Raw genomic sequence first — 21938 nt, forward strand, 5'->3', positions numbered from 1 at the left:
TTAATTTTATCAAAAGGTGCCCTTTTTGTTTACTAGAATTGTGACAAAAAAGGCGTTGGGTCTACACTTTTTAGTGTAAGCTCCAACGCCTTAATTTTTATTTTACTGGAGTTTTGTCCCAGCCTCTTTTTTTATTTAGGGTGAGAAAAAATGAGTTAATTATTAAGTTTCTAAAAAAAATATTCATTATGGACACAATCCCTTCCTTTAAATCGGCTGTGCGAAAGGCCTTAGATCATCCACTAATTGTAGATGATCCCTTTCATTTTTGTCGCTATATCTATTGGGCACTTGATAAGGTATCAGGATGGATTCTGCCAAAAAGTGTAAAAAAATGAAATATGTATTTTATAAAGATAGTGCGAAACGAACTGAAAATGAGAGAGGGTTTCTAGATTAGTATCGTGATGAGTCGAAGGAATTAAATATGGCATATCAATTAAAAGAGGCTTATTGTGAATGGTTCAATCAAGTGAAAGAAAATGGTTCAGAAGGTATGTCCATATGCTGCGCAGAAATTCTTTCATTCCAGAATCTCTAACTAATTGATAAAACACATTTAAGTTTTCTTTTATTTTACTTATATGATTAAAGTTAAGATACCGGTTTACTGATTTTATAATCTATATGGTATAATGAAATAAATAAAAATTTAGACAGATTTATGAATACGGATGACGTCTTAAATGGAAGTAGTTTGCTGATAAGGGTGACCGGAAGTTTTACTGTCGATTTTAGTACGGCTGATAGATTGATAGATGCAAATCTCCGGGGAGAGAAGACTCAAGAGTTTTCATTTATTACTATTGAAAGCGTATAAGCTTTAAAAAATAAGGGATGAGTGTATATGGTAACTATTTCTGATGTGGCAAAACTGGCTCATGTTTCCAAAATGACTGTATCAAGAGTAATTAACCACCCAGAACAAGTCAGTGATGATTTGAAAAAAATAGTTTATGATGCAATGGAAAAGTTAAACTACGTACCAAATTATGCCGCACGTGCGCTGGTATCAAACCGTACTCAAGTAATCAAGTTCCTTATTTTAGAAGAAATGGATACAACCGAACCTTACTACATGAATTTATTGGCCGGTATTGCCAAAGAATTAGATAGAAACTATTATAGTTTCCAGCTTGTTACACGGAAATCGATGGATATTGGCCAATGTGATGGTATGATTGCTACAGGTGTCCGCAGTTATGATTATGATACAATCTTAAAGGAATTCTCTAAGCCACTTATTTTGTTTGGCCAAAGTGACAGAGGCTATGATTTTATCGATGTGGACAATGAAAAAGGTACACGTCTTACGACAAGGCACGTAGTTAGCTTGGGATTCGAGAAAATTTACTTTTTCGGAATTGATTTAAAGGAACCGTTTATGTCTTCAAGGTTGAAGGGTTATTTGGATACAGTTGACTCATATGGATTACCTAGTTATTTGTACGGGATGAAAAACAGTTCGAGAGTAGCCGAAAGAAATGCGAAGAAAATCTTGTCCAATTGGAAAGAAAAATGTGCATTTGTCTGTGCGAGTGATCGGATTGCCCTAGGTGTGATCAGGGCTGCACAGTCATTACAGTTACAGATTCCCGATCAGGTTGCGGTTACAGGATTTGACGGCGTTTTTCTGGACCGTATTTCGTCTCCACATATTACAACAATCCGTCAGCCGGTTGTTGAGATGGGTGAAGCCTGCGCCCGTATGCTGTTAAAAAAAATTCAGGAAGATGGTAAGGCACAAGGGCATCGGTTTTTTGAACCTGAACTGCTCGTGCGTGCGTCAACAATTCATATATAGAGCAGCCTTCGAAACAGGCTGCTTTTTTATTTTCTAATATCAAAACCAAAGTTGGCGGATAAAGGTGGAAGATAAAAGACTGCGATATGAAAGAGGTTGCCCTAAAAAATGTGCTAATCAAGAATAGCGATATATCAAGGTTTTGAACATGAATATGGGCATCCAGAAATCAAAAAATAGGACTTTCTGGACGGCCCTAAATATGTACCCGAGCGAATTGTTCACCCAATCTTTGTCAGTCACTTGTCGAGATTAAAAGCCGATAAATACGAAAGACCAGTGAGCAGTATGCCCTCATATTAAATTTGTTACCGCTAACATGAACATAACATCTGTTATTCATCTATAGGTGATGGTACGCTAAAAAAGGAGTATAAAGTAAATCAGGGTAATGTTGATGAGATTCGAAAATATATAATTATTTTCTTACTCGTTAGCTAGCATACGTTGATGGACAATATCCATTAACTAAGTTAACCAATATCAACTGTCCTTCGTGTGCTATTTTCTATGGGAATGTTTGCAAAGTTTTATTAAATAACGCAAATCTTATTGTTACCATGATTTACTTCATCAAAACAACAAAAGTGAGGAGGAACAATCATGGAATTAGCCGGAATTTTCCACCACCCATTCAGTGCGGATGCATATGCATATGACAAAGAAACGATGCATTTGAAGTTACGTACAAAGAAGAAGGATATTGCTGAAGTTCTACTTATTTGGGGTGATCCTTATTTATATAAAAAAAATGAATCAGAGGAATACCACTGGCAGTATGAACGTGTAAGTATGACAAAGATTGCAGAAACTGAGGCACATGATTATTGGTTTGTAGAAGTAAAGCCACCACATCGTCGCTTACAATATGCATTTTTACTTACGGACCTAGATGGTAATAATATTTTTTATGGTGGCCGCGGCTTTTATCCGCTGAATGAAGATACACTAAATGTTCTTGATTATTATTTTAAATTCCCTTTTTTACATGAAACGGATATGTTTAAAGCCCCAGAATGGGTGAAGTCAACTATTTGGTACCAAATTTTCCCTGAGCGATTTGCAAATGGAAACACGGATATCTCCCCAAAAAATGCCTTGCCTTGGGGTAGTAAAGACCCTGGTGTAAACGACTTTTTTGGTGGGGACTTGCAGGGGATTATTGACCATTTGGACTATTTGAGTGACCTTGGGATTAATGGAATTTATTTGACACCGATTTTTGAGTCACCATCCAATCATAAGTATGATACGATTGACTACTATGCTATCGACCCACATTTCGGAGACAAGGAAACTTTCCGCAAGCTTGTGAAGGAGGCACATAAACGGGGGATTCGGATTATGCTCGATGCTGTATTCAATCATATCGGAAAAAACTCGATGCAATGGCAGGATGTATTAAAAAACGGGGAAAACTCGAAATATAAAGATTGGTTTCACATTCATTCTTTCCCGGTCCGTGAAGGAGAAAACGGCAATATTGACGGGCAAGATACACTATCCTTCGATACATTTGCTTTTACAACGAGCATGCCAAAACTCAATACAGCCAATCTTGAAGTACAAAAATATCTGCTTGATATTGCAACTTATTGGATTCGGGAATTTGATATTGACGGTTGGCGACTTGATGTAGCCAATGAAGTTGACCATACTTTCTGGAAAACTTTCCATCATACGGTTGTTAAAGAAAAGCATGATATTTTTATTCTTGGTGAAATATGGCATGATTCTTGGCCTTGGCTTATGGGCGATGAATTCCATTCCGTGATGAATTATCCGTTCACGCAGACAATTATTGAATATTTTGTGGAAGAAAAAATATCCGCTGAAAAAATGATGTACAGCATCAATCAACAGTTTATGCATTATATGAAGTCAAACAATGAAGTCCTGTTTAATATGCTCGACAGTCATGATACACCGAGAATTTTGACCAAATGCGGCGGTGATAAACAAAAAGCTAAACTTGCCCTTGCATTTATGTTTGCACATACGGGTACACCATGCATTTATTACGGGACAGAAGTCGGCATAGATGGCGGCGCTGATCCACTCTGCCGAAAATGTATGGTGTGGGAGGAAGACAAACAGGATCACGACATGCTCACCTTTATGAAAAAACTAATCCGGTTCCGTAAAGATTATCAATCGACATTGACATACGGCGATTTGATCTGGCTGAAAAATGAAAACGATAAAGAAGTGATCTGCATCTTACGGAAAGACAAAAACCATACGTTACTATTTGCCTTTAATCGGTCCGCGGCGGAACAGTCCATTCCATGGAGTGATCTGAATGTGGATAATTCAAACTCTGTCAAAAATATTTGGGAAAATAAACCCGTTCAGGAAGATATACTTGTGCTTGCACCTAAGCAATTTACTATTTTGGAAATAATAAATTAACTTTTCTCTATCTTGACGGCAGGTCTTGTGAAGTTTCTTATCCTTCAGTCAAGTCGAAGAAACCCCACTGACGGTAGTTTCCTAAAACAGCTGCTCTGCTCTCACCTAAGGGTTAGGCAGTCGCAGAGTTTTTATATCCTAACTCTACCAGACGATTGAAAGTGGGGTTATATTTTGTTAACGGTAACAGGGAAATTAACGTTGTAAACGTTTCCTGACGTCAACTATAATGAGGTTGTAATAAAAAAGGGAGGTTAAAAAAATGAAAGTGTTAAAGAAGCTGTTTGTCCTCACACTAATTTTTAGTATTACTTTTGCTTTATCCGCATGTGGAGGAAAGAAAGAAACAAACGACAATTCCTCTTCAGATAGCGGTGGCAAAAAAACGCTCACCGTTTCCGTTGAAGAAAAATATGCAGACTATATTAACAGTATTAAGGGAGATTTTGAAAAACAAAATGATGTCACTGTAAAAATTGTGAAAAAGCCGATGTTTGAACAGCTTGAAGCTCTTCCGCTTGATGGGCCGGCAGGAAAAGCACCGGATGTTATACTTGCTGCTTATGACCGTATTGGCGGGCTTGGCCAACAGGGTCACCTACTTGAGCTTAGTAAGGAAGATGTAAGTGCTTTTGACGAAAAAGATCAACAGCAAGTCACAATTGATAATAAATATTACGGTGTCCCATTTGTTATCGAAACACTTGTACTCTATTACAATAAGGATCTAATCTCTTCACCTCCGCAAACTTTTTCTGACCTCGAAAAACTGGCAAAGGACAGTAAATATGCTTTTGAATCCGAATCCGGCAAAAATACTGGTTTTCTAGCAAAATGGACAGATTTCTACTTTAGCTATGGACTATTGGCTGGTTACGGTGGTTATGTCTTCGGAGATAATGGAACAAATACGAAAGATATTGGTTTAAACAATGAAGGTTCCGTGGAAGCTATTACCTATGCGACACACTGGTTTCAAGATATATGGCCAAAAGGGATGAAAGATGTCAAAAGTTCCGGTGACTTTGTAACGGAAGTATTCACTAAAGGTAAAGCAGCAACTATTATTGACGGACCATGGTCGGCTGAAAATTTCAAGAAGGCAAACTTGAATTTCGGAATAGCCCCAATCCCAACACTTCCAAATGGCAATGAATATCAACCGTTTGCAGGAGGAAAAGGCTGGGTCGCCTCCAACTATACAAATGAACCGGAATTGGCAAAAAAATGGATTAATTATGTAACGAATGAAGATAACAACTACAAGTTCTTTGAAGAATATAATGAAATTCCGGCAAATCCAGCTGCCCGTGAAAAAGCAGCAGGCACAGATAACGAATTGGCAAAAGCCGTCATCGAACAATATAAATCTGCTCAGCCAATGCCAAATATTCCTGAAATGGCCGAAGTTTGGACCGGCATGGAATCAATCATGTATGACGCCGCTTCTGGAAAGAAAACACCGCAAGAAGCAGCCGATGCAGCTGTAAAAATTATTAAAGACAATATTGCTCAGAAGTATTCTAAATAAAAATTTTATTCCACTCCAGATGGGGTTTTCCCCATCTGGCTTTCAAATTAGCAAGTTTAATGGAAATGAGGTACAAAAAATGGAAATCGAACAAAATAAGCTGAAGAATGTCCGTAAAGCCGGCTTATATTCCTTGATTCCTGGCCTCGGTCAGTTTTACAACAAACAGCCTTTTAAAGGAGTCATCTTCATAGCAATATTTCTTCTTTTCGTCTTCCAAATGGCTATTGCTGGTATACCGGCTTTAACTGGTTTTATCACATTAGGGACAACGCCGCGGGTTGATCATTCACTATTTTTGCTTATAAAAGGTTCATTGCAAATCATTGTCATTCTATTGTTTCTTGTATTTTATTTTTTGAACATCTATGATGCGAGACGTGTAGCTACAATATGGAATGTGAAAGGAAAAGCCAACACCACGGCCAAAGCTATTTTAAAAAATGCTTGGGATTCGGGTTTTCCTTATTTATTAACAATTCCGGCCTATCTTGCTATGACGTTTGTTATCATATTTCCTGTACTAGTAACTTTATTTACCGCTTTTACCAATTATGATTTTTATCATATTCCGCCATTCAAGTTGATTGACTGGGTCGGACTAAAAAACTTTTTAAATATTTTTTCTCTCAGTTCGTATCGTGAAACTTTTACAAGTGTGTTCAGCTGGACAATCATTTGGACATTATGTGCCACAACCGGTCAAATCGTGCTTGGGATATTAACAGCGATTGTGGCCAACCAAGATTTCATTAAAGGCAGACGTTTATTCCGGATTATCTTTTTACTTCCATGGGCGATACCCGCATTCATTACCATCATGAGTTTTTCCAATATTTTTAACGACAGTATCGGTGCCATTAATACCCAAGTTATTCCAGCGATTAACCACCTGTTATTTACAGATATTCCGGCGATCTCTTGGAAAACAGATCCGTTTTGGACGAAAGTGGCTTTAATCATGATCCAAACATGGCTTGGTTTCCCATATATTTTTGTAATGGTTACAGGCGTTTTACAGTCAATACCAGGGGATTTATATGAAGCGGCACGGATTGACGGTGCAAATTTCTGGCAAAAGTTTCGGAGGATAACATTACCGATGATCTTGTTTGCAACTGCGCCAGTTCTGATTACACAGTACACTTTTAACTTCAATAACTTCTCTATTATTTATCTCTTTAATAATGGCGGACCAGGCAGTGTCGGTTCCGGAGCGGGGTCAACTGATATTTTAATTTCCTGGATTTATAAACTGACAACCGGTACCTCACCGCAATACGCAATGGCAGCCGCGATTACGCTAATGATTTCTTTTATTGTAATTGGCGTCTCGCTAATCGCCTTTAAGAAAACGAATGCATTTGGCAATGAGGAGATGATGTAACATGGGAGAGTTCATGAAAAGCCAAAAATTTGCCCGCTTTTGCAATCGGTTTTTCACATATGCATTTTTATTATTATTAAGCTTGATTATTATTTATCCATTGTTAATTACCGTTTCCACAGCTTTCAGGGAAGCGAATATTGTTTCTTTCCAGTTAGATTTACATTCTAACTGGACGCTGGATAATTTTCGCGAGCTGTTTACAAATACGTTGTATAAAAATTGGTATATAAATACGCTCATTATTGCAGTTGCCACAATGGTACTTCAAGTCGTAATTGTGACGCTTGCCGGCTACACTTACAGTCGTTACCGTTTTAAGGGCAGGAAATACAGCTTAGTCTTTTTCCTGATTATACAAATGGTTCCAACGATGGCTGCATTAACGGCATTCTACGTATTGGCAAACATTTTAAATGCCTTGGATACTTACTGGTTTTTAACGCTCCTTTATGTCGGCGGCGGGATTCCAATGAATACATGGCTGATGAAAGGATATTTTGATACTGTACCGCGTGATTTGGATGAATCAGCAAGAATCGATGGTGCGGGGCATTTAAGAGTATTTTGGCAAATCGTCCTTCCGCTTGTAAAGCCGATGCTCGCCGTTCAAGCGCTTTGGGCATTTATGGGTCCTTTCGGGGATTTCTTGTTAGCAAAATTTTTGCTCAGGACACCGGAACATTTAACAGTTGCGGTTGGTCTGCAACAGTTTATTTCCAATCCAACTGATCAAAAAGTGACCTTGTTTGCTGCAGGTGCCTTTTTAGCCGCCTTGCCAATTTGTATTTTATTTTTCTTCTTACAAAAAAACTTTGTATCCGGACTTACTTCTGGAGGAACAAAAGGGTAGTTATTATCCATTAGATGAATCTTTTAAAAAGTGTGGGGTTATAGATGGAACAGATTCAAAGATTCCCTATCAACTATTTTGCAAATATATTTTCACCTGTAAAAATGTATCGGCATAGGAGAGATCTTGGTTGGTTGAAAATTGCACTCGTGTTTATTTTCTTAAACGCATGCCTGATTGCACCACTCTCATTATCTTTTGCACGTACGGAAAGCTTCGAGTTAGGGAGAATCATGCCAAATTTATATGAAGCGGTCAAGACCGGTTATTCCGGCCCGGCTGTTAACATGAAGATTAACAATGGCATTCTTCAAGCTCAAGCCTATGAATTGGTTGACGGGGATACACTTATTTCCATTAATGCAAACGAGGATTTTTCTGTTTCCGGAGATCAGTATCATAAAAAAGTTGATCATTATAAAAATGCACTCGTTTTTCAAAAAAACCGGCTAATCTTGACTGATGAAAACGGGTTTGGCTTTTCGGTACGCTATCCGCAAAATGACGCAGGAAAAAAAGTTCGCAATGGAGACGATCTTGCCGCTTTTGCAGGAGAGCTCTGGTTTCAGCAATTCAAAGTCAACCTCATTCCGTTAATTTCAGGTTCCATGTTGGCCATGCTCTTTTCAAGTAATTTTGTTTTAATGGGTGCGGTGTCTCTTATACTTTGGTTGACAAAGTTTTCAAGTTACTCCGGTATCCAAACTTTTAAACAGGCAGCAACCATAACAATGTTTGCTGCAGGATGCCCTTCAATTCTAGCCATGATTGCCGGCTTTGCAGGTGCTAATATTACTGTGCTATTAATGATTCAATCTTTAGGGATTGTTATTATCATTGCATTTATCTTTTTTAGGACTAAGTTTTTATCAGAAGAAAGTATGAATTAATCAGATGTTGATAAGGAGGCCCTTTTATGTATTACAACCGGCTTTTTGATGTGGATGAATGGACATTAAAAACTACACAGCTTCACCGGGAACATATTCGACTGCAAGAAAGCCTCACCTCTTTGGGTAACGGCTATATGGGTATGCGCGGCAATTTTGAAGAGACTTATTCCGGTGACCATCACCAAGGAACCTATATTGCAGGGATATGGTATCCCGATAAAACCAGGGTTGGCTGGTGGAAAATCGGTTATCCAGACTACTTTGGAAAAGTCATCAACGCTATCAATCTTGTCGGATTACGTATATGGATTGATCAAGAAGAAATCGATCTATTTATTGATTCTCTTGAACAATTTCAACTAGAACTCGATATGAAAAAAGCAGTTGTGCGTCATTCCTATATTGTTAAAAAGTCCGAAAAAATGGTCAAAATTGAGATAGAACGTTTTTTCAGCATCGTACATAAAGAAATTGCGGCTATCCGATTTCGCGCTATGAATCTTGGAAAACCGGCTACTATCAAGTTGATACCGTATTTAGATGGAAATGTAAAAAATGAAGACGCGAATTATGATGAGTTGTTTTGGATGGACATCCATTCCGAAGTAAACGAGACGCGGGCAGCTGTTATTACGGAAACAATTGAAAATCCGTTTGGTGTTCCCCGTTTTACTGTTGCAGCTACGATGGGATGCAGAACGGATGCAATTTTGACCACCCATCAAGCAAAACCGTTGTATGCTGAACAAATTTATGAAAAAGAGTTAGGGGAAAATGAATCTCTTCACTTAGAAAAAATAATTGCTGTTACAACAAGTAGAGACTATGAAAAAGAGTTATTGTTATCCCGTGCGTATGAATTACTCGATCAAGCATTAGAAAGCGGGTATGAAGAATTATTCCAAGAACACGCGGCAGCATGGCAAAAACGTTGGGATAAAGCTGATGTCCGTATTGTCGGGGATCCGGAAGCACAGCAAGGCATTCGCTTCAATTTATTTCAACTCTTTTCCACCTATTATGGAGATGATCCAAGATTAAACATTGGACCAAAAGGTTTTACCGGTGAAAAATATGGAGGTGCAACTTACTGGGATACAGAAGCGTATGCTGTACCGATGTATCTTTCTGTCACATCTCCAGAAGTAACGAGGAACTTGCTGCTTTACCGGTACAATCATCTTCCACAAGCTTACGAAAATGCAAAAAAACTCGGACTCAAAGGTGCTCTATACCCAATGGTCACATTCACTGGGGTCGAATGTCACAATGAATGGGAAATAACCTTTGAAGAAATCCACCGAAATGGTGCGATTGCGTATGCGATTTATAATTATGTTAATTATACAGGGGATAAGGAGTACATTAACCAATTTGGAATTGATGTCCTTGTTGGGATTAGTCGCTTTTTTGCCGACCGTGTTCATTTCTCGGAACAAAAGCAAAAATACATGATTCACGGTGTAACTGGGCCGAATGAATATGAAAATAATGTAAACAACAACTGGTATACCAACCGGATTGCTGTCTGGACACTTAAATTCACAATTGCATCACTCGATAAAATTGGAAAAGAAAAAATAACGGCGCTCAATATTACGGAAAAAGAACTGGCACAATGGCATGATATCATCGACCAGATGTACTTTCCGTATGATGAAAAACTTGACATTTTTTTACAGCAGGATGGTTTTTTAGATAAGCCAATTCAACCAATCAGTGCCATACCGATAGAAGACCTACCACTCAACCAGCATTGGTCTTGGGACCGTATTTTGCGTTCCTGCTATATTAAGCAAGCTGATGTACTACAAGGTTTTTATTTCTTTAATGATGAGTTTACATTGGAAGAGAAGCAACGACATTTTGAATTTTACGAACCGTTAACTGTCCATGAATCGAGTCTTTCCCCTTGTGTCCATGCTATTTTAGCTGCTGAACTTAGGAAAGAGGATAAAGCGGTGGAGCTTTATAAACGGACATCTCGCCTTGATTTGGATAATTATAACCATGATACAGAAGATGGGTTGCATATAACGTCGATGACCGGAAGTTGGCTTTCAATCGTCCATGGTTTTGCTGGTATGCGAACATTCAATGAAACATTGTCTTTTGCGCCATTTTTACCAAAAATCTGGGATGCGTATGCATTTAAAATTAATTACCGGAATCGTCTCCTAGAAGTCAATGTGAACAAAAGACACGTAACGGTCTCCTTGCTTGAAGGGGAACCACTCGAATTAAAACTATTTGAGGAGTCTATCAATTTAACAAATACCTATACGAAGGAGTATGAGAAATCTTGATAGAATGGTGGAAAAAGGCAGTTGTCTATCAAATTTACCCTCGCAGTTTCTATGATACAAATGGCGATGGAATTGGTGATTTGCAAGGAATTATTGCAAAGCTGGATTATTTAAAAGAACTTGGAATTAACTGTATTTGGATCAGTCCTGTGTACGACTCCCCGCAGGATGACAATGGTTACGACATTCGCGACTACCGTAAGATTGATAAAATGTTCGGGACAAACGAAGACATGGACCAGTTGATTGCTGAAGCCCACGCACGGGATATTAAAGTGGTGATGGACCTCGTCGTTAACCATACATCTGATGAACATTTTTGGTTTGTAGAAAGTAGGAAGTCAAAAGATAATCCGTATCGCGATTTTTATTTTTGGAAGGATCCAAAGTCGGATGGTTCCCCGCCAAATAACTGGGGGTCGATGTTTTCGGGTTCCGCTTGGGAATATGATGAAAAAACCGGTCAGTATTATTTGCATTATTTTAGCAAGAAGCAGCCTGATTTAAATTGGGAAAACGAAAAGGTTCGTAAAGAAGTATATAATATGATGAAATATTGGATGGATAAAGGGGTAGATGGATGGCGAATGGATGTGATTGGCTCTATTTCGAAATTTCTCGATTTTCCCGATTATGAACTTCCAAAGGAACAAAAGTACGGTGTTGGTAAATACCATGCAAACGGTCCTCGTCTCCATGAGTTTATCCAAGAGATGAACCGTGAAGTACTTTCAAAGTATGACTGTATGACTGTCGGTGAAGCGATTGGATCCGATGTTGAAATAGCTAAAATGTACACAAGTGCCGACCGCCATGAGTTGAATATGATTATCAATTTTGAACATATGGATGTTGATACAATGCCAGGTAGTCCGGCGGGTAAATGGGCACTGAAGCCATTTGATTTGATTGAATTAAAGCAAACACTTTCTCGCTGGCAGTATGCACTTTCGGATACCGGATGGAATGCGCTATATTTGGAAAATCACGATCAGGCGCGTGTCGTGTCGCGTTGGGGAAATGATACAAACTATCGTATTGAGTGTGCCAAAGCTTTTGCAACGATTTTACACGGGTTAAAAGGAACGCCTTTTATTTATCAAGGGGAAGAAATCGGAATGGTGAATGCTGAGTTAAAATTAGAAGAATATGACGATATTGAAATACGAAACGCCTACAGAGAACTTGTTGTGGAAAATCAAATGATGTCGAAGGATGAATTTTTAACAGCTGTTAGGAAAAAGGGACGCGATAATGCACGGACGCCAGTACAGTGGGACGACTCTCCAAATGCCGGTTTTACAACTGGAACGCCATGGCTGAAAGTAAATTCACGTTATCCGGAAATTAATGTTGCCAAAGCACTTGCTGATCCAAACTCGATTTTTTATTACTATCAATCGTTAATTAAGTTACGCCATACATATGATGTGTTTGTGGACGGTCGGTATGAACTATTGTTACCGAATCATCCTAACTTGTACGTGTATACGCGAGAAAATGAGTCAGAGAAATTGCTCGTTGCTGCCAATATCAGTGAGCATACGGTAAGTTTTGAAAAACCTGATGGAAATTGGAGTTTGTTGCTTGGAAACTATGATGGTGCAGAAACGAGTACATTATTCCGTCCTTACGAAGCTGCAATTTATTATATGGAGAAATGAATGGAGGGGTTATTTCTGGAAGATGGCACAGGATGAGGAACATTATAGGCGCTTCTCCCCAAGCCGTCAATTCTTCAATGTCACATGTTGTACCTGATTTATGAAGGGAATCGTTTGGGTGAACATCTACTTGTGAAATATTAAATAAAAGGGCTGTTCTTGAAACGGTAACAGGAACAGCCCCTCTTACTTTTTAAAAACAATTTCGGTATTAATCGAACCTAATTCGTACAAAATGTACTTAGAAATCCATCTTAACGTTTAGTATCATTGCAAACATAAATAGAGGATTTCACGAGTGACTTTACTTTTTTATGTATTTTTCTCGAAAAGCGGTGAATTAGTGATTAAAGTATTTCCATGATTGCTTATTGATACAGTTTTTAATTCCTTCTTATTTTTACTATTAATATAGTAAAAATTGTATTGACATCGCTTTCAAGTTATATTAATATATTAAAGAAAAGTTAACGATGGTGGAGATACGAGAGGCCATACTTATCATTACTGCTTTCAACAGAAAGTAAGTAAATATTAGGTATGGCTTTTTGTTGTGTCGGTCATTGTTAATGGGGGATTATTTATACGGGAGGAATTTTATGCTAAAATTTTTACAACCTGCTCCGCCAATTGAAAGACTTCCAAAAGACAAAATTGACTCGGAGTATAAGAAATACAGACTCCAAGTGTTTATTGGTATCTTTATTGGGTACGCAGCATACTATTTGTTGAGAAAAAACTTTTCAATTGCTATGCCATACTTAACAGAACAAGGATTTTCAAAAACGGAATTAGGACTTGCTTTATCTGCTGTTTCGATATCATATGGTATTAGTAAATTTGTCATGGGGACTGTATCAGATCGTAGTAATCCCCGCGTATTTTTACCATTAGGATTAGTTTTATCAGCTATAGTTAGCTTATTAATGGGGTTTTTCCCACTATTTACATCTTCAGTTTCAATTATGTTTATCATGTTATTTATTTTAGGATGGTTCCAAGGAATGGGTTGGCCTCCATCCGGTCGTGTACTCGTTCATTGGTATAGTGTAAGTGAGCGGGGGAGTAAAACAGCGATTTGGAATGTAGCACATAATGTTGGTGGTGGATTAATGGCACCCATTGCAGTAGGAGGAGCTGCTTTGTTCGCAACATTCATGGGGACATCCAAAGCTGGGTTTGAAGGAGTGTTTATATTACCAGCATTAGTGGCAATTGTTATCGCTATTATTTCCTACTTCTTAATCCGTGATACGCCACAATCGGTTGGTTTACCTCCAATTGAGGAATATCGAAATGACTATCCAACGAAAACGAAGGAAACATTAGAAAAAGAACTAACAACGAAGGAAATATTGTTTAAATATGTATTAAATAATAAATGGGTGTGGGCAATAGCAATCGCTAATATCTTTGTTTATTTTGTAAGATATGGAGTTCTTGATTGGGCACCAACATATTTAAGTGAGGAAAAAGGGTTTGATATGGATAAATCCAGTATTGCCTATTTCCTATATGAGTGGGCAGGTATTCCAGGCACATTACTATGTGGTTGGATATCAGATAAAGTGTTTAAAGGCCGTCGGGGACCAGCAGGTTTTGTCTTTATGCTTGGTGTATTAGTTGCTGTTCTTGTGTACTGGTTCAACCCGGCAGGACACCCAATCATTGATATGGCTTGTTTAATTGCGATTGGATTTTTAATTTACGGACCTGTCATGTTAATTGGTTTACAAGCACTAGATTTCGTACCGAAAAAAGCTGCTGGAACTGCTGCTGGCTTAACAGGATTATTTGGATACCTTGGTGGTACAGTAACTGCAAATGCATTAATGGGTGTCATTGTTGATGCGGCTGGATGGAATGCAGGATTTATATTATTAACAATATCATGTGTACTTGCAGCCATTGTATTTGCATTTACATGGAATGTTCGTGGTCAAGAAGTTATTAAATAGTCATTTATTATGAATTAGTCAATGTACTTCTTTATCTTTTACCAAGTGAATGCTGGTTTTGAAATGAAGAGATCTTAAGAAAATAAAGCATATAAAGCTGCTTGCTTTATTCGTCTACTGTATGCTTACTTAAGGTCTCTTTTTTAATGAATTTTTTCCAAGGGAATGATAAAAAGTAATTACATTCCAGTAAACAATTTATGTTTATATTATAAATCCCCTTATTATTTTATTCGCAAAATGAGCTAACTTTATGTATTCGGAACAAAACGACTAAAGTAAAGTAAAAATCTTTTAAACAATATATTGAGTACACAAAAACAGGTTCTACTTACATAAAATATAATTAAATGGGTAAAAGTTATTTAGATATTGATAAATTGTATAATTTCTAGAATAAGAGACCATAATACATATATGGAGGTGGAACGTATGAGGGGAGATATAAATAAGGAAACATGTATTATATGTGAAGAGGAAAAGGAAAAGGGTTATCATCTATATACTTCATTCATCTGTGTTGAGTGTGAGAGGGAAATGGTTCATACTGAGACAGACCATCCGCTATATAAATTTTATTTACAACAATTAAGTAAAGTAACGAGGAAACAGATATTATCCTAGAATAATAAGTTCGGTCGTTTACGCTTGGTATAATCCAGGCGTATTCATATTGATTAATACAAATTGCAGTTTACCTTCATTCATGTATACTTGAATTATTAAAATGGAATGGAACAATATGGAGGCAAGATAATGACGAATGGTATTTTTATAACAGTAGAGGGTCCTGAAGGTGCGGGGAAAACAACAATCATAAATATGGTTGCGGAAGAGTTACGTAATGATGGTTATCCTATTATATTAACACGGGAACCTGGTGGGAGTCCGATTGCTGAGAAAATACGACAAATAATATTAGATAAAGAACATACTGAGATGGATTCAAGAACAGAAGCATTACTTTATGCCGCTGCAAGAAGGCAACACTTAGTCGAGAGGATTAAACCAGCGTTGAACAATGGACAAGTTGTACTTTGCGACCGCTTTATTGATGCTTCAATCGTCTATCAAGGGTTCGCAAGGAAGATAGGTATAGAAGAAGTATTAATGATAAATCGTTTTGCAATTGAGAGTGTCATGCCTAACTTAACACTTTATTTTGATATAGAACCAGAAATTGGGTTAGAACGAATTCGGAATCATCGTCAAGATCAATTAAATCGTTTGGACTTAGAAACGTTGGAATTTCATAAAATGGTAAGAGAAGGTTACTTACAGTTGTTAAATAAGTTTCCAGACCGAATTAAAAAAATTAATGCCAATCAACCTATTCAGTCGGTGAAGGAGGAGGCAAAACATTTACTTCTTGACTATCTTAAGTCTAACCATAAGTAAGGAATGAAGTTTTAACAGGTTACCCTTATAAACATATAATATAAGAAGCCCATGGGGATGGGTACGAATTTGGAAATACATGCATGATAATAAAAATATGTCCTAATATTTATTTATCCTACCTCTTATTGATATAATGGTAGTAAGAAATTAGTGAAAATAAAAATCCTAGGTTAGGGGTGATAATATGAAATTAATCTTGGCTGTTGTACAGGATCAAGATAGTAACCGGTTATTAAATGCGCTAATGGATAACAATTTTCGAGTAACTAAACTTGCAACAACAGGTGGCTTTCTAAAGTCAGGAAATACAACTTTTATCATTGGTACTGAGGATATTCGCGTGAATAAGGCACTAGATATTATTAAAGATAACTGCCGATCAAGAGAACAATTAGTGGCTCCTGTTTCGCCTATGGGAGGGAATGCCGATTCGTATATTCCATATCCTGTTGAAGTAGAAGTGGGTGGGGCAACTGTTTTTGTATTGCCAGTAGAACAATTCTTTCATTTTTAAGTTATTGAGGGCAATCGGATTAACTCGATTGCTTTTATTCTGTCACTTCTTAAAGAAATGTAAAAGAATCTATACTATGTATGGATAGGGGCTGTGTATTTGAAAGTAAATCAAAATTTACGAATTTCTCGTGATTCAATTCAACAAGATACGAGAATTCATGGACAAGGTGTTACGAACTTTCAAGAACTTGTTAAGAGTCAAAATGAAAAGCTACAATTAGGAAATATTCATGCACTTTTTACTGAAATTGAGAAGGCAGGAGAACGTCTTAGTCGCTCTCGAAATTTTCGAGATTTAGCTAAATATAAAACCTTAATTCAACATTTAATGAAAGAGGCAGTTGATACAGGGATTGGTCTGAAAAAGTCACATACATGGGACAGTGAAGGACAAAGTAGAGTTTTACAAATAATAGAGAAGGTTGATGCGAAATTAGTTGAACTAACCGATGAAATTTTAAATCAAGAAAGCGACCGGATAAAAATTTTAGGACTTATTGGTGAAATTAAAGGATTGATTATCAACCTATATGGATAAATCACAGATTAGTGAAACAAATCATTCGTTCCAAGGGGGTGTCATGAATCATATGAATGCAAAAACATGGGACGAGCTAGAGAATTATCAGCCTACTGTTATGAAAATTTTAAGACAAGTATTATTAAAAAAGCGAATTGCCCATGCGTATCTATTTGAAGGAATAAAAGGAACAGGAAAAAAAGATATCGGACTAGCCTTTGCAAAATCCATGTTTTGTGAAAATCTAGTGGCAGGCTACAAACCTTGTGAAGAATGTATGCAATGTAAGCGGATAAACCATGGTAATCATCCCGATTTACATGTTATAGAACCAGATGGAAGTTCCATAAAGAAAGAACAAATTTCCCTTTTACAACAAGAATTCTCAAAAAAAGCAATGGAATCAAACCGAAAATTTTACATGATTATCCATGCTGACAAAATGACAACAAATGCAGCGAATAGTCTATTAAAATTTTTGGAAGAACCTAGTCAAGAAACAACAGCAATATTAATAACAGAACATATTCAGAAAATATTACCTACCATTTTCTCCAGATGTCAGCATATACCCTTCCAACCCTTGCCAAAGGAAGAGTTAATTAAATTGTTGGTAGATCGTGGTGTAAGAGTTGAACGTGCGCCGTTATTAGCTAGCCTAACGAATAGCTTAGATGAAGCAATTCATTTAAATGAGGACCAATGGTTTTTACAAGCGAGAAATTTAGTGTTAAAATTATATGAAATAAAGATAAATCAAACAACGATGGATACGCTCCTATTTTTACAGACAGATTGGTTTCCATTTTTTAAAACAAGGGAGCAAATCGACATCGGTCTCGACATGTTACTCTTTATTTATAAAGATTTGTTATATATAAATTTAGATAATGATACGGAATTTGTATATCCTGAATATACGAGCACTTGGCAGAAATATGCACTACAATTATCAAATAACCGAATAACCGAGCAAATTTCGCTAATATTGGAGGCAAAAAGAAGATTACAGTCCAATGTAAGTGGACCACTTTTAATGGAACAGCTGATGATAAAGTTGTAGGAGGGATCAGCTTTTGTATAATGTTGTCGGTGTACGTTTTAAAAAGGCTGGAAAAATATATTATTTCGACCCAGACGGCATTTTCATCGAAAAGGATCAATTTGTTGTTGTTGAAACGGCAAGAGGAATCGAATTTGGCAAGGTCGTTATAGCCAATAAGTTGGTAGGAGAGGATGACGTTGTTTTACCTTTAAAAAAGGTCATCCGCCTTGCAGATGAAAAGGATATGTTACAAGTTGATGAAAATAGACTCGCAGCAAGGGAAGCATTTGATATATGTGGGGAGAAGATTGCTGCACATAACTTAGATATGAAACTTGTCGATGTTGAGTATACATTCGATCGGAATAAGATAATCTTTTACTTTACTGCGGATGGACGAGTTGATTTTCGAGAACTCGTTAAAGATCTAGCAGCAATATTTAAAACGCGAATCGAATTAAGACAAATCGGTGTCCGAGACGAGGCAAAAATGCTAGGTGGTATTGGTCCTTGTGGGCGAATGCTGTGCTGTTCAACCTTCTTAGGGGACTTTGATCCTGTATCAATAAAAATGGCGAAAGACCAAAACTTATCATTAAATCCAACGAAAATCTCAGGCTTGTGTGGAAGATTAATGTGTTGTTTAAAATATGAAAATGATGAGTATGAAAGTGCAAAGGAACAATTGCCGGATCTAGGAGAATTTATCTACACTTCTCATGGTAGTGGTAGAGTTGTTGGTTTAAATATAATGGAACAAGTTATCCAAATAGAACTAATGAAACAAAATAAAATCATTGAGTATACATTAGATGAAATGATTGAAGAAGGTGTTATTTCTTCTAAAGCCGCGGATTAACGAGGTGGATGAAATGAATAAAAAGGATCTATTTGATTCGGTGAGTAGTATGGAGCAGAGAATAGGAGAGCTATATAAACAGTTGGGGGAACTGAAGCAAAACTTGGCTCAAATCATTGAAGAAAACCATTCTTTAAAACTAGAAAATGAACTATTACGAAAACGAATTGATGAGGAACCACTTTACAGGCAACAAGAAAAAGGAAAGACAAAGGCAAATAAAAAAAATAAAGCTCAGCAAAAGGTTTCCTTAGATATCGGTGAAGGTTATGATAATTTAGCAAGACTCTATCAAGAAGGATTTCATATATGTAACTTGCAATTTGGTAGTTTGAGAAAAGAAGGAGACTGTATGTTTTGTCTTTCGTTTCTAAATAAAAACAAGTAATTTTAACCTTCCGTTACTAGGAAGGTTTTTTTAACAAAACATAAAGATTTTTGATTAATGATGAAATGATAAAAAATTGGAGGATTTCATGGTTCACTTGTATGATGATGAACGATTAGATTACTTATTAGCAGAAGATTTGAAAATTATACAGAGTCCATCTGTTTTTTCATTTTCCCTGGATGCTGTCTTATTAGCGAACTTTGCTTATTTACCTATACAAAAGGGAAATATCATTGATTTATGCACAGGAAATGGGGTGATTCCCCTTTTACTTAGTACAAGAACGAAGGCAAAAATTACAGGTGTAGAAATTCAAGAGCGGCTTTATCAAATGGCAACAAGAAGTGTTACATATAACCATTTAGACGAGCAGGTAGGGATAATCCATGGCGATATAAAAGAGATGCCGAGTAAATTAGGATATAATAAATTCGACACGGTTACTTGTAATCCTCCATACTTTCCGATATCAAAACAAACAATTATAAATGAAAACGAACATTTAGCCATTGCACGACATGAGCTATATTGTACGTTAGAAGATACCATTAAAGTGAGTAGCCAGTTAGTAAAACCCGGTGGAAAAGCAGCTTTTGTTCACCGTCCAGGAAGGTTAATGGAGATATTAGAGCTAATGAAAATATATAAGTTAGAGCCAAAAAGGTTGCGTTTTGTATATCCAAAAGCTGGTAAAGAAGCGAATACCATTTTAGTAGAGGGAATAAAAGATGGAAAGCCCGATTTAAAAATTCTCCCACCATTATTCGTTTATGAAAAGGATGGTAATTATACAGAAGAAGTGGAGCAAATACTATATGGAGGAAAGTAAATTCTACTTTTATGTATTAGAGTGTGCAGATGGTAGTTTTTATGGTGGTTATTCAGTTGATGTAAAAAGAAGATTGCAGGAACATAATTCGGGAAAAGGGGCAAAATATACTCGAAGTCGAACACCGGTTAAACTACTCTATTATGAGTGCTTTGAAACAAAAAGTAAGGCAATGAGTGCGGAGTATCATTTTAAGAAACTATCACGAAAGAAAAAAGAGGCGTTTTTGAAGGAGTATTGTCATAGTGAATATACAAAAAAGCTATCAGAAGGATAAAGGTATATTATATATCGTACCAACTCCAATAGGTAATTTAGAAGATATGACTTATCGGTCGGTAAGAATTTTAAAAGAAGTAGATATAATCGCAGCGGAAGATACAAGAAATACGAGGAAGCTACTTAATTATTTTGAAATCCGTACACACTTAACGAGCTATCATGAACATAATAAGGAAACGAGTGGACTCCATCTGCTTGAACAACTACGAGAAGGGAAGAACATCGCGTTAGTTAGTGATGCTGGGATGCCGGCAATTTCTGACCCTGGTTATGAACTAGTACGTGATGCAGTGAAAGAGGAAATCCATGTTATTTCATTACCAGGGGCAAATGCAGCATTAACTGCTTTAACCGCTTCAGGTATACAACCGCAACCCTTTCATTTCTATGGTTTTTTATCAAGAAGGAAAAAGGAGCGGGAAGAAGAGCTGAAAAGTTTGAAGACGATTCGATCTGCTATCATTTTTTATGAAGCACCTCATCGATTAAAAGAAACGGTACAAGCAATATACGATTGTTTAGGTAATCGAAAAGCAGCAATATGTAGAGAATTAACTAAGAGGTATGAGGAGTATGTTCGCGGGACACTTCAAGAAATAATTGAATGGATAAATACAAATGATATACGAGGGGAATTTTGTCTCATCATTGAAGGGGCAGACGAGTTAGACACCAGTCTTCCGGAAGCGGCGTTTTGGAGTTCGATGAATATTATTCAACATGTAAATTACTATATTGCCCTAGGCGAAACGTCTAAGGAAGCAATTAAGAAAACAGCAAAGGATCGTCAAATGGCTAAAAGAGATGTTTATCAACATTATCATGTTAACGAGAAGGGGAACGAATAATGATGGAAAAAAGGGCGACTGAAGGCCCTTTTTTTAATAACCCTTGATTTACTCAGGAATATTGAATGATTTTTTGACCTCAGAAATTAGTTGTTCTGCTCCTTGACGGCTCAATACAATTTTCCCGTCAGCGAGGACAATATTGTCTTCGGAAACCTCACCTGTAATTAAACAAGTCATATTAGGCTTATATTTCTTTAGTACAATTTTATCATCATCGACATATATCTCTAATGAATCCTTTTCACTAATGCCTAAAGTCCGGCGTAACTCGATAGGAATAACAACACGACCTAGTTCATCAACTTTCCTGACGATCCCCGTTGACTTCATTTTAATTTCCCCTCTCGAAAAATATTCCATTTCAATTTCTAGTATTTTTTTAATAATATACTTATTTACTACAATAGTACCAATATTTCGGAATATCGTCAATAAA

General features: G+C 36.9%; 21 protein-coding genes. 20 read left to right on the forward strand and 1 reads right to left on the reverse strand.

All coding sequences use genetic code 11. The features are described 5' to 3' along the window. Window positions 1-188: 188 nt before the first annotated feature. The 20 genes from BN2144_RS20800 (at window position 189) to rsmI (ending at window position 21499) form a co-directional block, all read left to right on the forward strand. A complete protein-coding gene (locus BN2144_RS20800; protein WP_407637991.1) occupies window positions 189-338 on the forward strand; it encodes a transposase in 150 nt (49 codons plus the stop codon). A 509-nt stretch (window positions 339-847) separates the two neighbouring features. Further along, window positions 848-1804: a LacI family DNA-binding transcriptional regulator gene (locus tag BN2144_RS00105; protein WP_033826343.1), complete on the forward strand. Its 957-nt coding sequence runs from the start codon at window positions 848-850 to the stop codon at window positions 1802-1804. Window positions 1805-2407: 603 nt separating this feature from the next. Next, window positions 2408-4216, forward strand: a complete 1809-nt coding sequence (locus BN2144_RS00110) for a glycoside hydrolase family 13 protein (protein ID WP_033826344.1) — start codon at window positions 2408-2410, stop codon at window positions 4214-4216. Window positions 4217-4478: 262 nt separating this feature from the next. Continuing rightward, window positions 4479-5747: an extracellular solute-binding protein gene (locus tag BN2144_RS00115; RefSeq protein ID WP_033826345.1), complete on the forward strand. Its 1269-nt coding sequence runs from the start codon at window positions 4479-4481 to the stop codon at window positions 5745-5747. A 79-nt stretch (window positions 5748-5826) separates the two neighbouring features. Next, the gene (locus tag BN2144_RS00120) at window positions 5827-7134 is read left to right on the forward strand and encodes a carbohydrate ABC transporter permease (protein ID WP_033826346.1); all 1308 of its coding nucleotides are present in this window, start codon (window positions 5827-5829) and stop codon (window positions 7132-7134) included. A 1-nt stretch (window position 7135) separates the two neighbouring features. After that, window positions 7136-7987, forward strand: coding sequence for a sugar ABC transporter permease (locus BN2144_RS00125; protein ID WP_033826347.1), 852 nt, complete (start codon window positions 7136-7138; stop codon window positions 7985-7987). 44 nt (window positions 7988-8031) lie between these two features. Further along, on the forward strand, window positions 8032-8877 hold the full coding sequence (locus BN2144_RS00130; protein WP_033826348.1) for a DUF1189 family protein: 846 nt from the start codon (window positions 8032-8034) through the stop codon (window positions 8875-8877). Between the two features lie 26 nt (window positions 8878-8903). Beyond that, complete coding sequence (locus tag BN2144_RS00135) at window positions 8904-11186, forward strand: glycoside hydrolase family 65 protein (RefSeq protein ID WP_033826349.1); 2283 nt, start codon at window positions 8904-8906, stop codon at window positions 11184-11186. After that, the gene (locus BN2144_RS00140) at window positions 11183-12850 is read left to right on the forward strand and encodes a glycoside hydrolase family 13 protein (RefSeq protein WP_033826350.1); all 1668 of its coding nucleotides are present in this window, start codon (window positions 11183-11185) and stop codon (window positions 12848-12850) included. The genes BN2144_RS00135 and BN2144_RS00140 overlap by 4 nt, the downstream gene beginning before the upstream one ends. 599 nt (window positions 12851-13449) lie before the next feature. Next, window positions 13450-14808 carry a glycerol-3-phosphate transporter gene (gene glpT, locus BN2144_RS00145; RefSeq protein WP_033826351.1) on the forward strand — a complete coding sequence of 453 codons (1359 nt, stop codon included), beginning with the start codon at window positions 13450-13452 and terminating at the stop codon, window positions 14806-14808. Between the two features lie 432 nt (window positions 14809-15240). Next, window positions 15241-15432 carry a sigma factor G inhibitor Gin gene (locus BN2144_RS00150; RefSeq protein ID WP_033826352.1) on the forward strand — a complete coding sequence of 64 codons (192 nt, stop codon included), beginning with the start codon at window positions 15241-15243 and terminating at the stop codon, window positions 15430-15432. A gap of 132 nt (window positions 15433-15564) precedes the next feature. Continuing rightward, the gene (gene tmk, locus BN2144_RS00155; RefSeq protein WP_033826353.1) at window positions 15565-16206 is read left to right on the forward strand and encodes a dTMP kinase; all 642 of its coding nucleotides are present in this window, start codon (window positions 15565-15567) and stop codon (window positions 16204-16206) included. 187 nt (window positions 16207-16393) lie between these two features. Then, window positions 16394-16723 carry a cyclic-di-AMP receptor gene (locus tag BN2144_RS00160; protein WP_033826354.1) on the forward strand — a complete coding sequence of 110 codons (330 nt, stop codon included), beginning with the start codon at window positions 16394-16396 and terminating at the stop codon, window positions 16721-16723. 99 nt (window positions 16724-16822) lie between these two features. Continuing rightward, a complete protein-coding gene (locus BN2144_RS00165) occupies window positions 16823-17263 on the forward strand; it encodes a YaaR family protein (protein ID WP_033826355.1) in 441 nt (146 codons plus the stop codon). A 43-nt stretch (window positions 17264-17306) separates the two neighbouring features. After that, window positions 17307-18308 carry a DNA polymerase III subunit delta' gene (gene holB / locus BN2144_RS00170; protein WP_230199672.1) on the forward strand — a complete coding sequence of 334 codons (1002 nt, stop codon included), beginning with the start codon at window positions 17307-17309 and terminating at the stop codon, window positions 18306-18308. Between the two features lie 13 nt (window positions 18309-18321). Continuing rightward, window positions 18322-19149, forward strand: a complete 828-nt coding sequence (locus tag BN2144_RS00175) for a PSP1 domain-containing protein (RefSeq protein WP_033826356.1) — start codon at window positions 18322-18324, stop codon at window positions 19147-19149. Window positions 19150-19162: 13 nt separating this feature from the next. After that, window positions 19163-19537 carry a DNA replication initiation control protein YabA gene (gene yabA / locus BN2144_RS00180; RefSeq protein WP_033826357.1) on the forward strand — a complete coding sequence of 125 codons (375 nt, stop codon included), beginning with the start codon at window positions 19163-19165 and terminating at the stop codon, window positions 19535-19537. 88 nt (window positions 19538-19625) lie between these two features. Then, complete coding sequence (locus BN2144_RS00185; RefSeq protein ID WP_033826358.1) at window positions 19626-20369, forward strand: tRNA1(Val) (adenine(37)-N6)-methyltransferase; 744 nt, start codon at window positions 19626-19628, stop codon at window positions 20367-20369. Beyond that, entirely contained in the window at window positions 20356-20646 is a 291-nt protein-coding gene (locus BN2144_RS00190) for a GIY-YIG nuclease family protein (protein WP_033826359.1), read from the forward strand. Before BN2144_RS00185 ends, BN2144_RS00190 begins: the two co-directional genes overlap by 14 nt. Before the next feature lie 4 nt (window positions 20647-20650). Next, a complete protein-coding gene (rsmI, locus tag BN2144_RS00195) occupies window positions 20651-21499 on the forward strand; it encodes a 16S rRNA (cytidine(1402)-2'-O)-methyltransferase (RefSeq protein WP_407637992.1) in 849 nt (282 codons plus the stop codon). Window positions 21500-21547: 48 nt separating this feature from the next. On the opposite strand, the gene BN2144_RS00200 is transcribed toward rsmI, so the two are convergent. Continuing rightward, on the reverse strand, window positions 21548-21838 hold the full coding sequence (locus tag BN2144_RS00200) for an AbrB/MazE/SpoVT family DNA-binding domain-containing protein (RefSeq protein ID WP_187366943.1): 291 nt from the start codon (window positions 21836-21838) through the stop codon (window positions 21548-21550). Window positions 21839-21938: the final 100 nt, after the last annotated feature.

It is taken from the genome of Bacillus andreraoultii (assembly GCF_001244735.1).
GTDB lineage: Bacteria > Bacillota > Bacilli > Bacillales > Caldibacillaceae > Caldifermentibacillus > Caldifermentibacillus andreraoultii.

Bases quoted from the DNA above. Each gene is read 5' to 3' on its own strand.
- yabA (WP_033826357.1), top strand. From the start codon at position 19,163: ATGAATAAAAAGGATCTATTTGATTCGGTGAGTAGTATGGAGCAGAGA.
- BN2144_RS00130 (WP_033826348.1), top strand. From the start codon at position 8,032: ATGGAACAGATTCAAAGATTCCCTATCAACTATTTTGCAAATATATTT.
- tmk (WP_033826353.1), top strand. From the start codon at position 15,565: ATGACGAATGGTATTTTTATAACAGTAGAGGGTCCTGAAGGTGCGGGG.
- BN2144_RS00185 (WP_033826358.1), top strand. From the start codon at position 19,626: ATGGTTCACTTGTATGATGATGAACGATTAGATTACTTATTAGCAGAA.
- BN2144_RS20800 (WP_407637991.1), top strand. From the start codon at position 189: ATGGACACAATCCCTTCCTTTAAATCGGCTGTGCGAAAGGCCTTAGAT.
- BN2144_RS00105 (WP_033826343.1), top strand. From the start codon at position 848: ATGGTAACTATTTCTGATGTGGCAAAACTGGCTCATGTTTCCAAAATG.
- BN2144_RS00125 (WP_033826347.1), top strand. From the start codon at position 7,136: ATGGGAGAGTTCATGAAAAGCCAAAAATTTGCCCGCTTTTGCAATCGG.
- BN2144_RS00110 (WP_033826344.1), top strand. From the start codon at position 2,408: ATGGAATTAGCCGGAATTTTCCACCACCCATTCAGTGCGGATGCATAT.
- BN2144_RS00135 (WP_033826349.1), top strand. From the start codon at position 8,904: ATGTATTACAACCGGCTTTTTGATGTGGATGAATGGACATTAAAAACT.
- BN2144_RS00190 (WP_033826359.1), top strand. From the start codon at position 20,356: ATGGAGGAAAGTAAATTCTACTTTTATGTATTAGAGTGTGCAGATGGT.
- holB (WP_230199672.1), top strand. From the start codon at position 17,307: ATGAATCATATGAATGCAAAAACATGGGACGAGCTAGAGAATTATCAG.
- BN2144_RS00150 (WP_033826352.1), top strand. From the start codon at position 15,241: ATGAGGGGAGATATAAATAAGGAAACATGTATTATATGTGAAGAGGAA.
- BN2144_RS00115 (WP_033826345.1), top strand. From the start codon at position 4,479: ATGAAAGTGTTAAAGAAGCTGTTTGTCCTCACACTAATTTTTAGTATT.
- BN2144_RS00120 (WP_033826346.1), top strand. From the start codon at position 5,827: ATGGAAATCGAACAAAATAAGCTGAAGAATGTCCGTAAAGCCGGCTTA.
- glpT (WP_033826351.1), top strand. From the start codon at position 13,450: ATGCTAAAATTTTTACAACCTGCTCCGCCAATTGAAAGACTTCCAAAA.
- BN2144_RS00160 (WP_033826354.1), top strand. From the start codon at position 16,394: ATGAAATTAATCTTGGCTGTTGTACAGGATCAAGATAGTAACCGGTTA.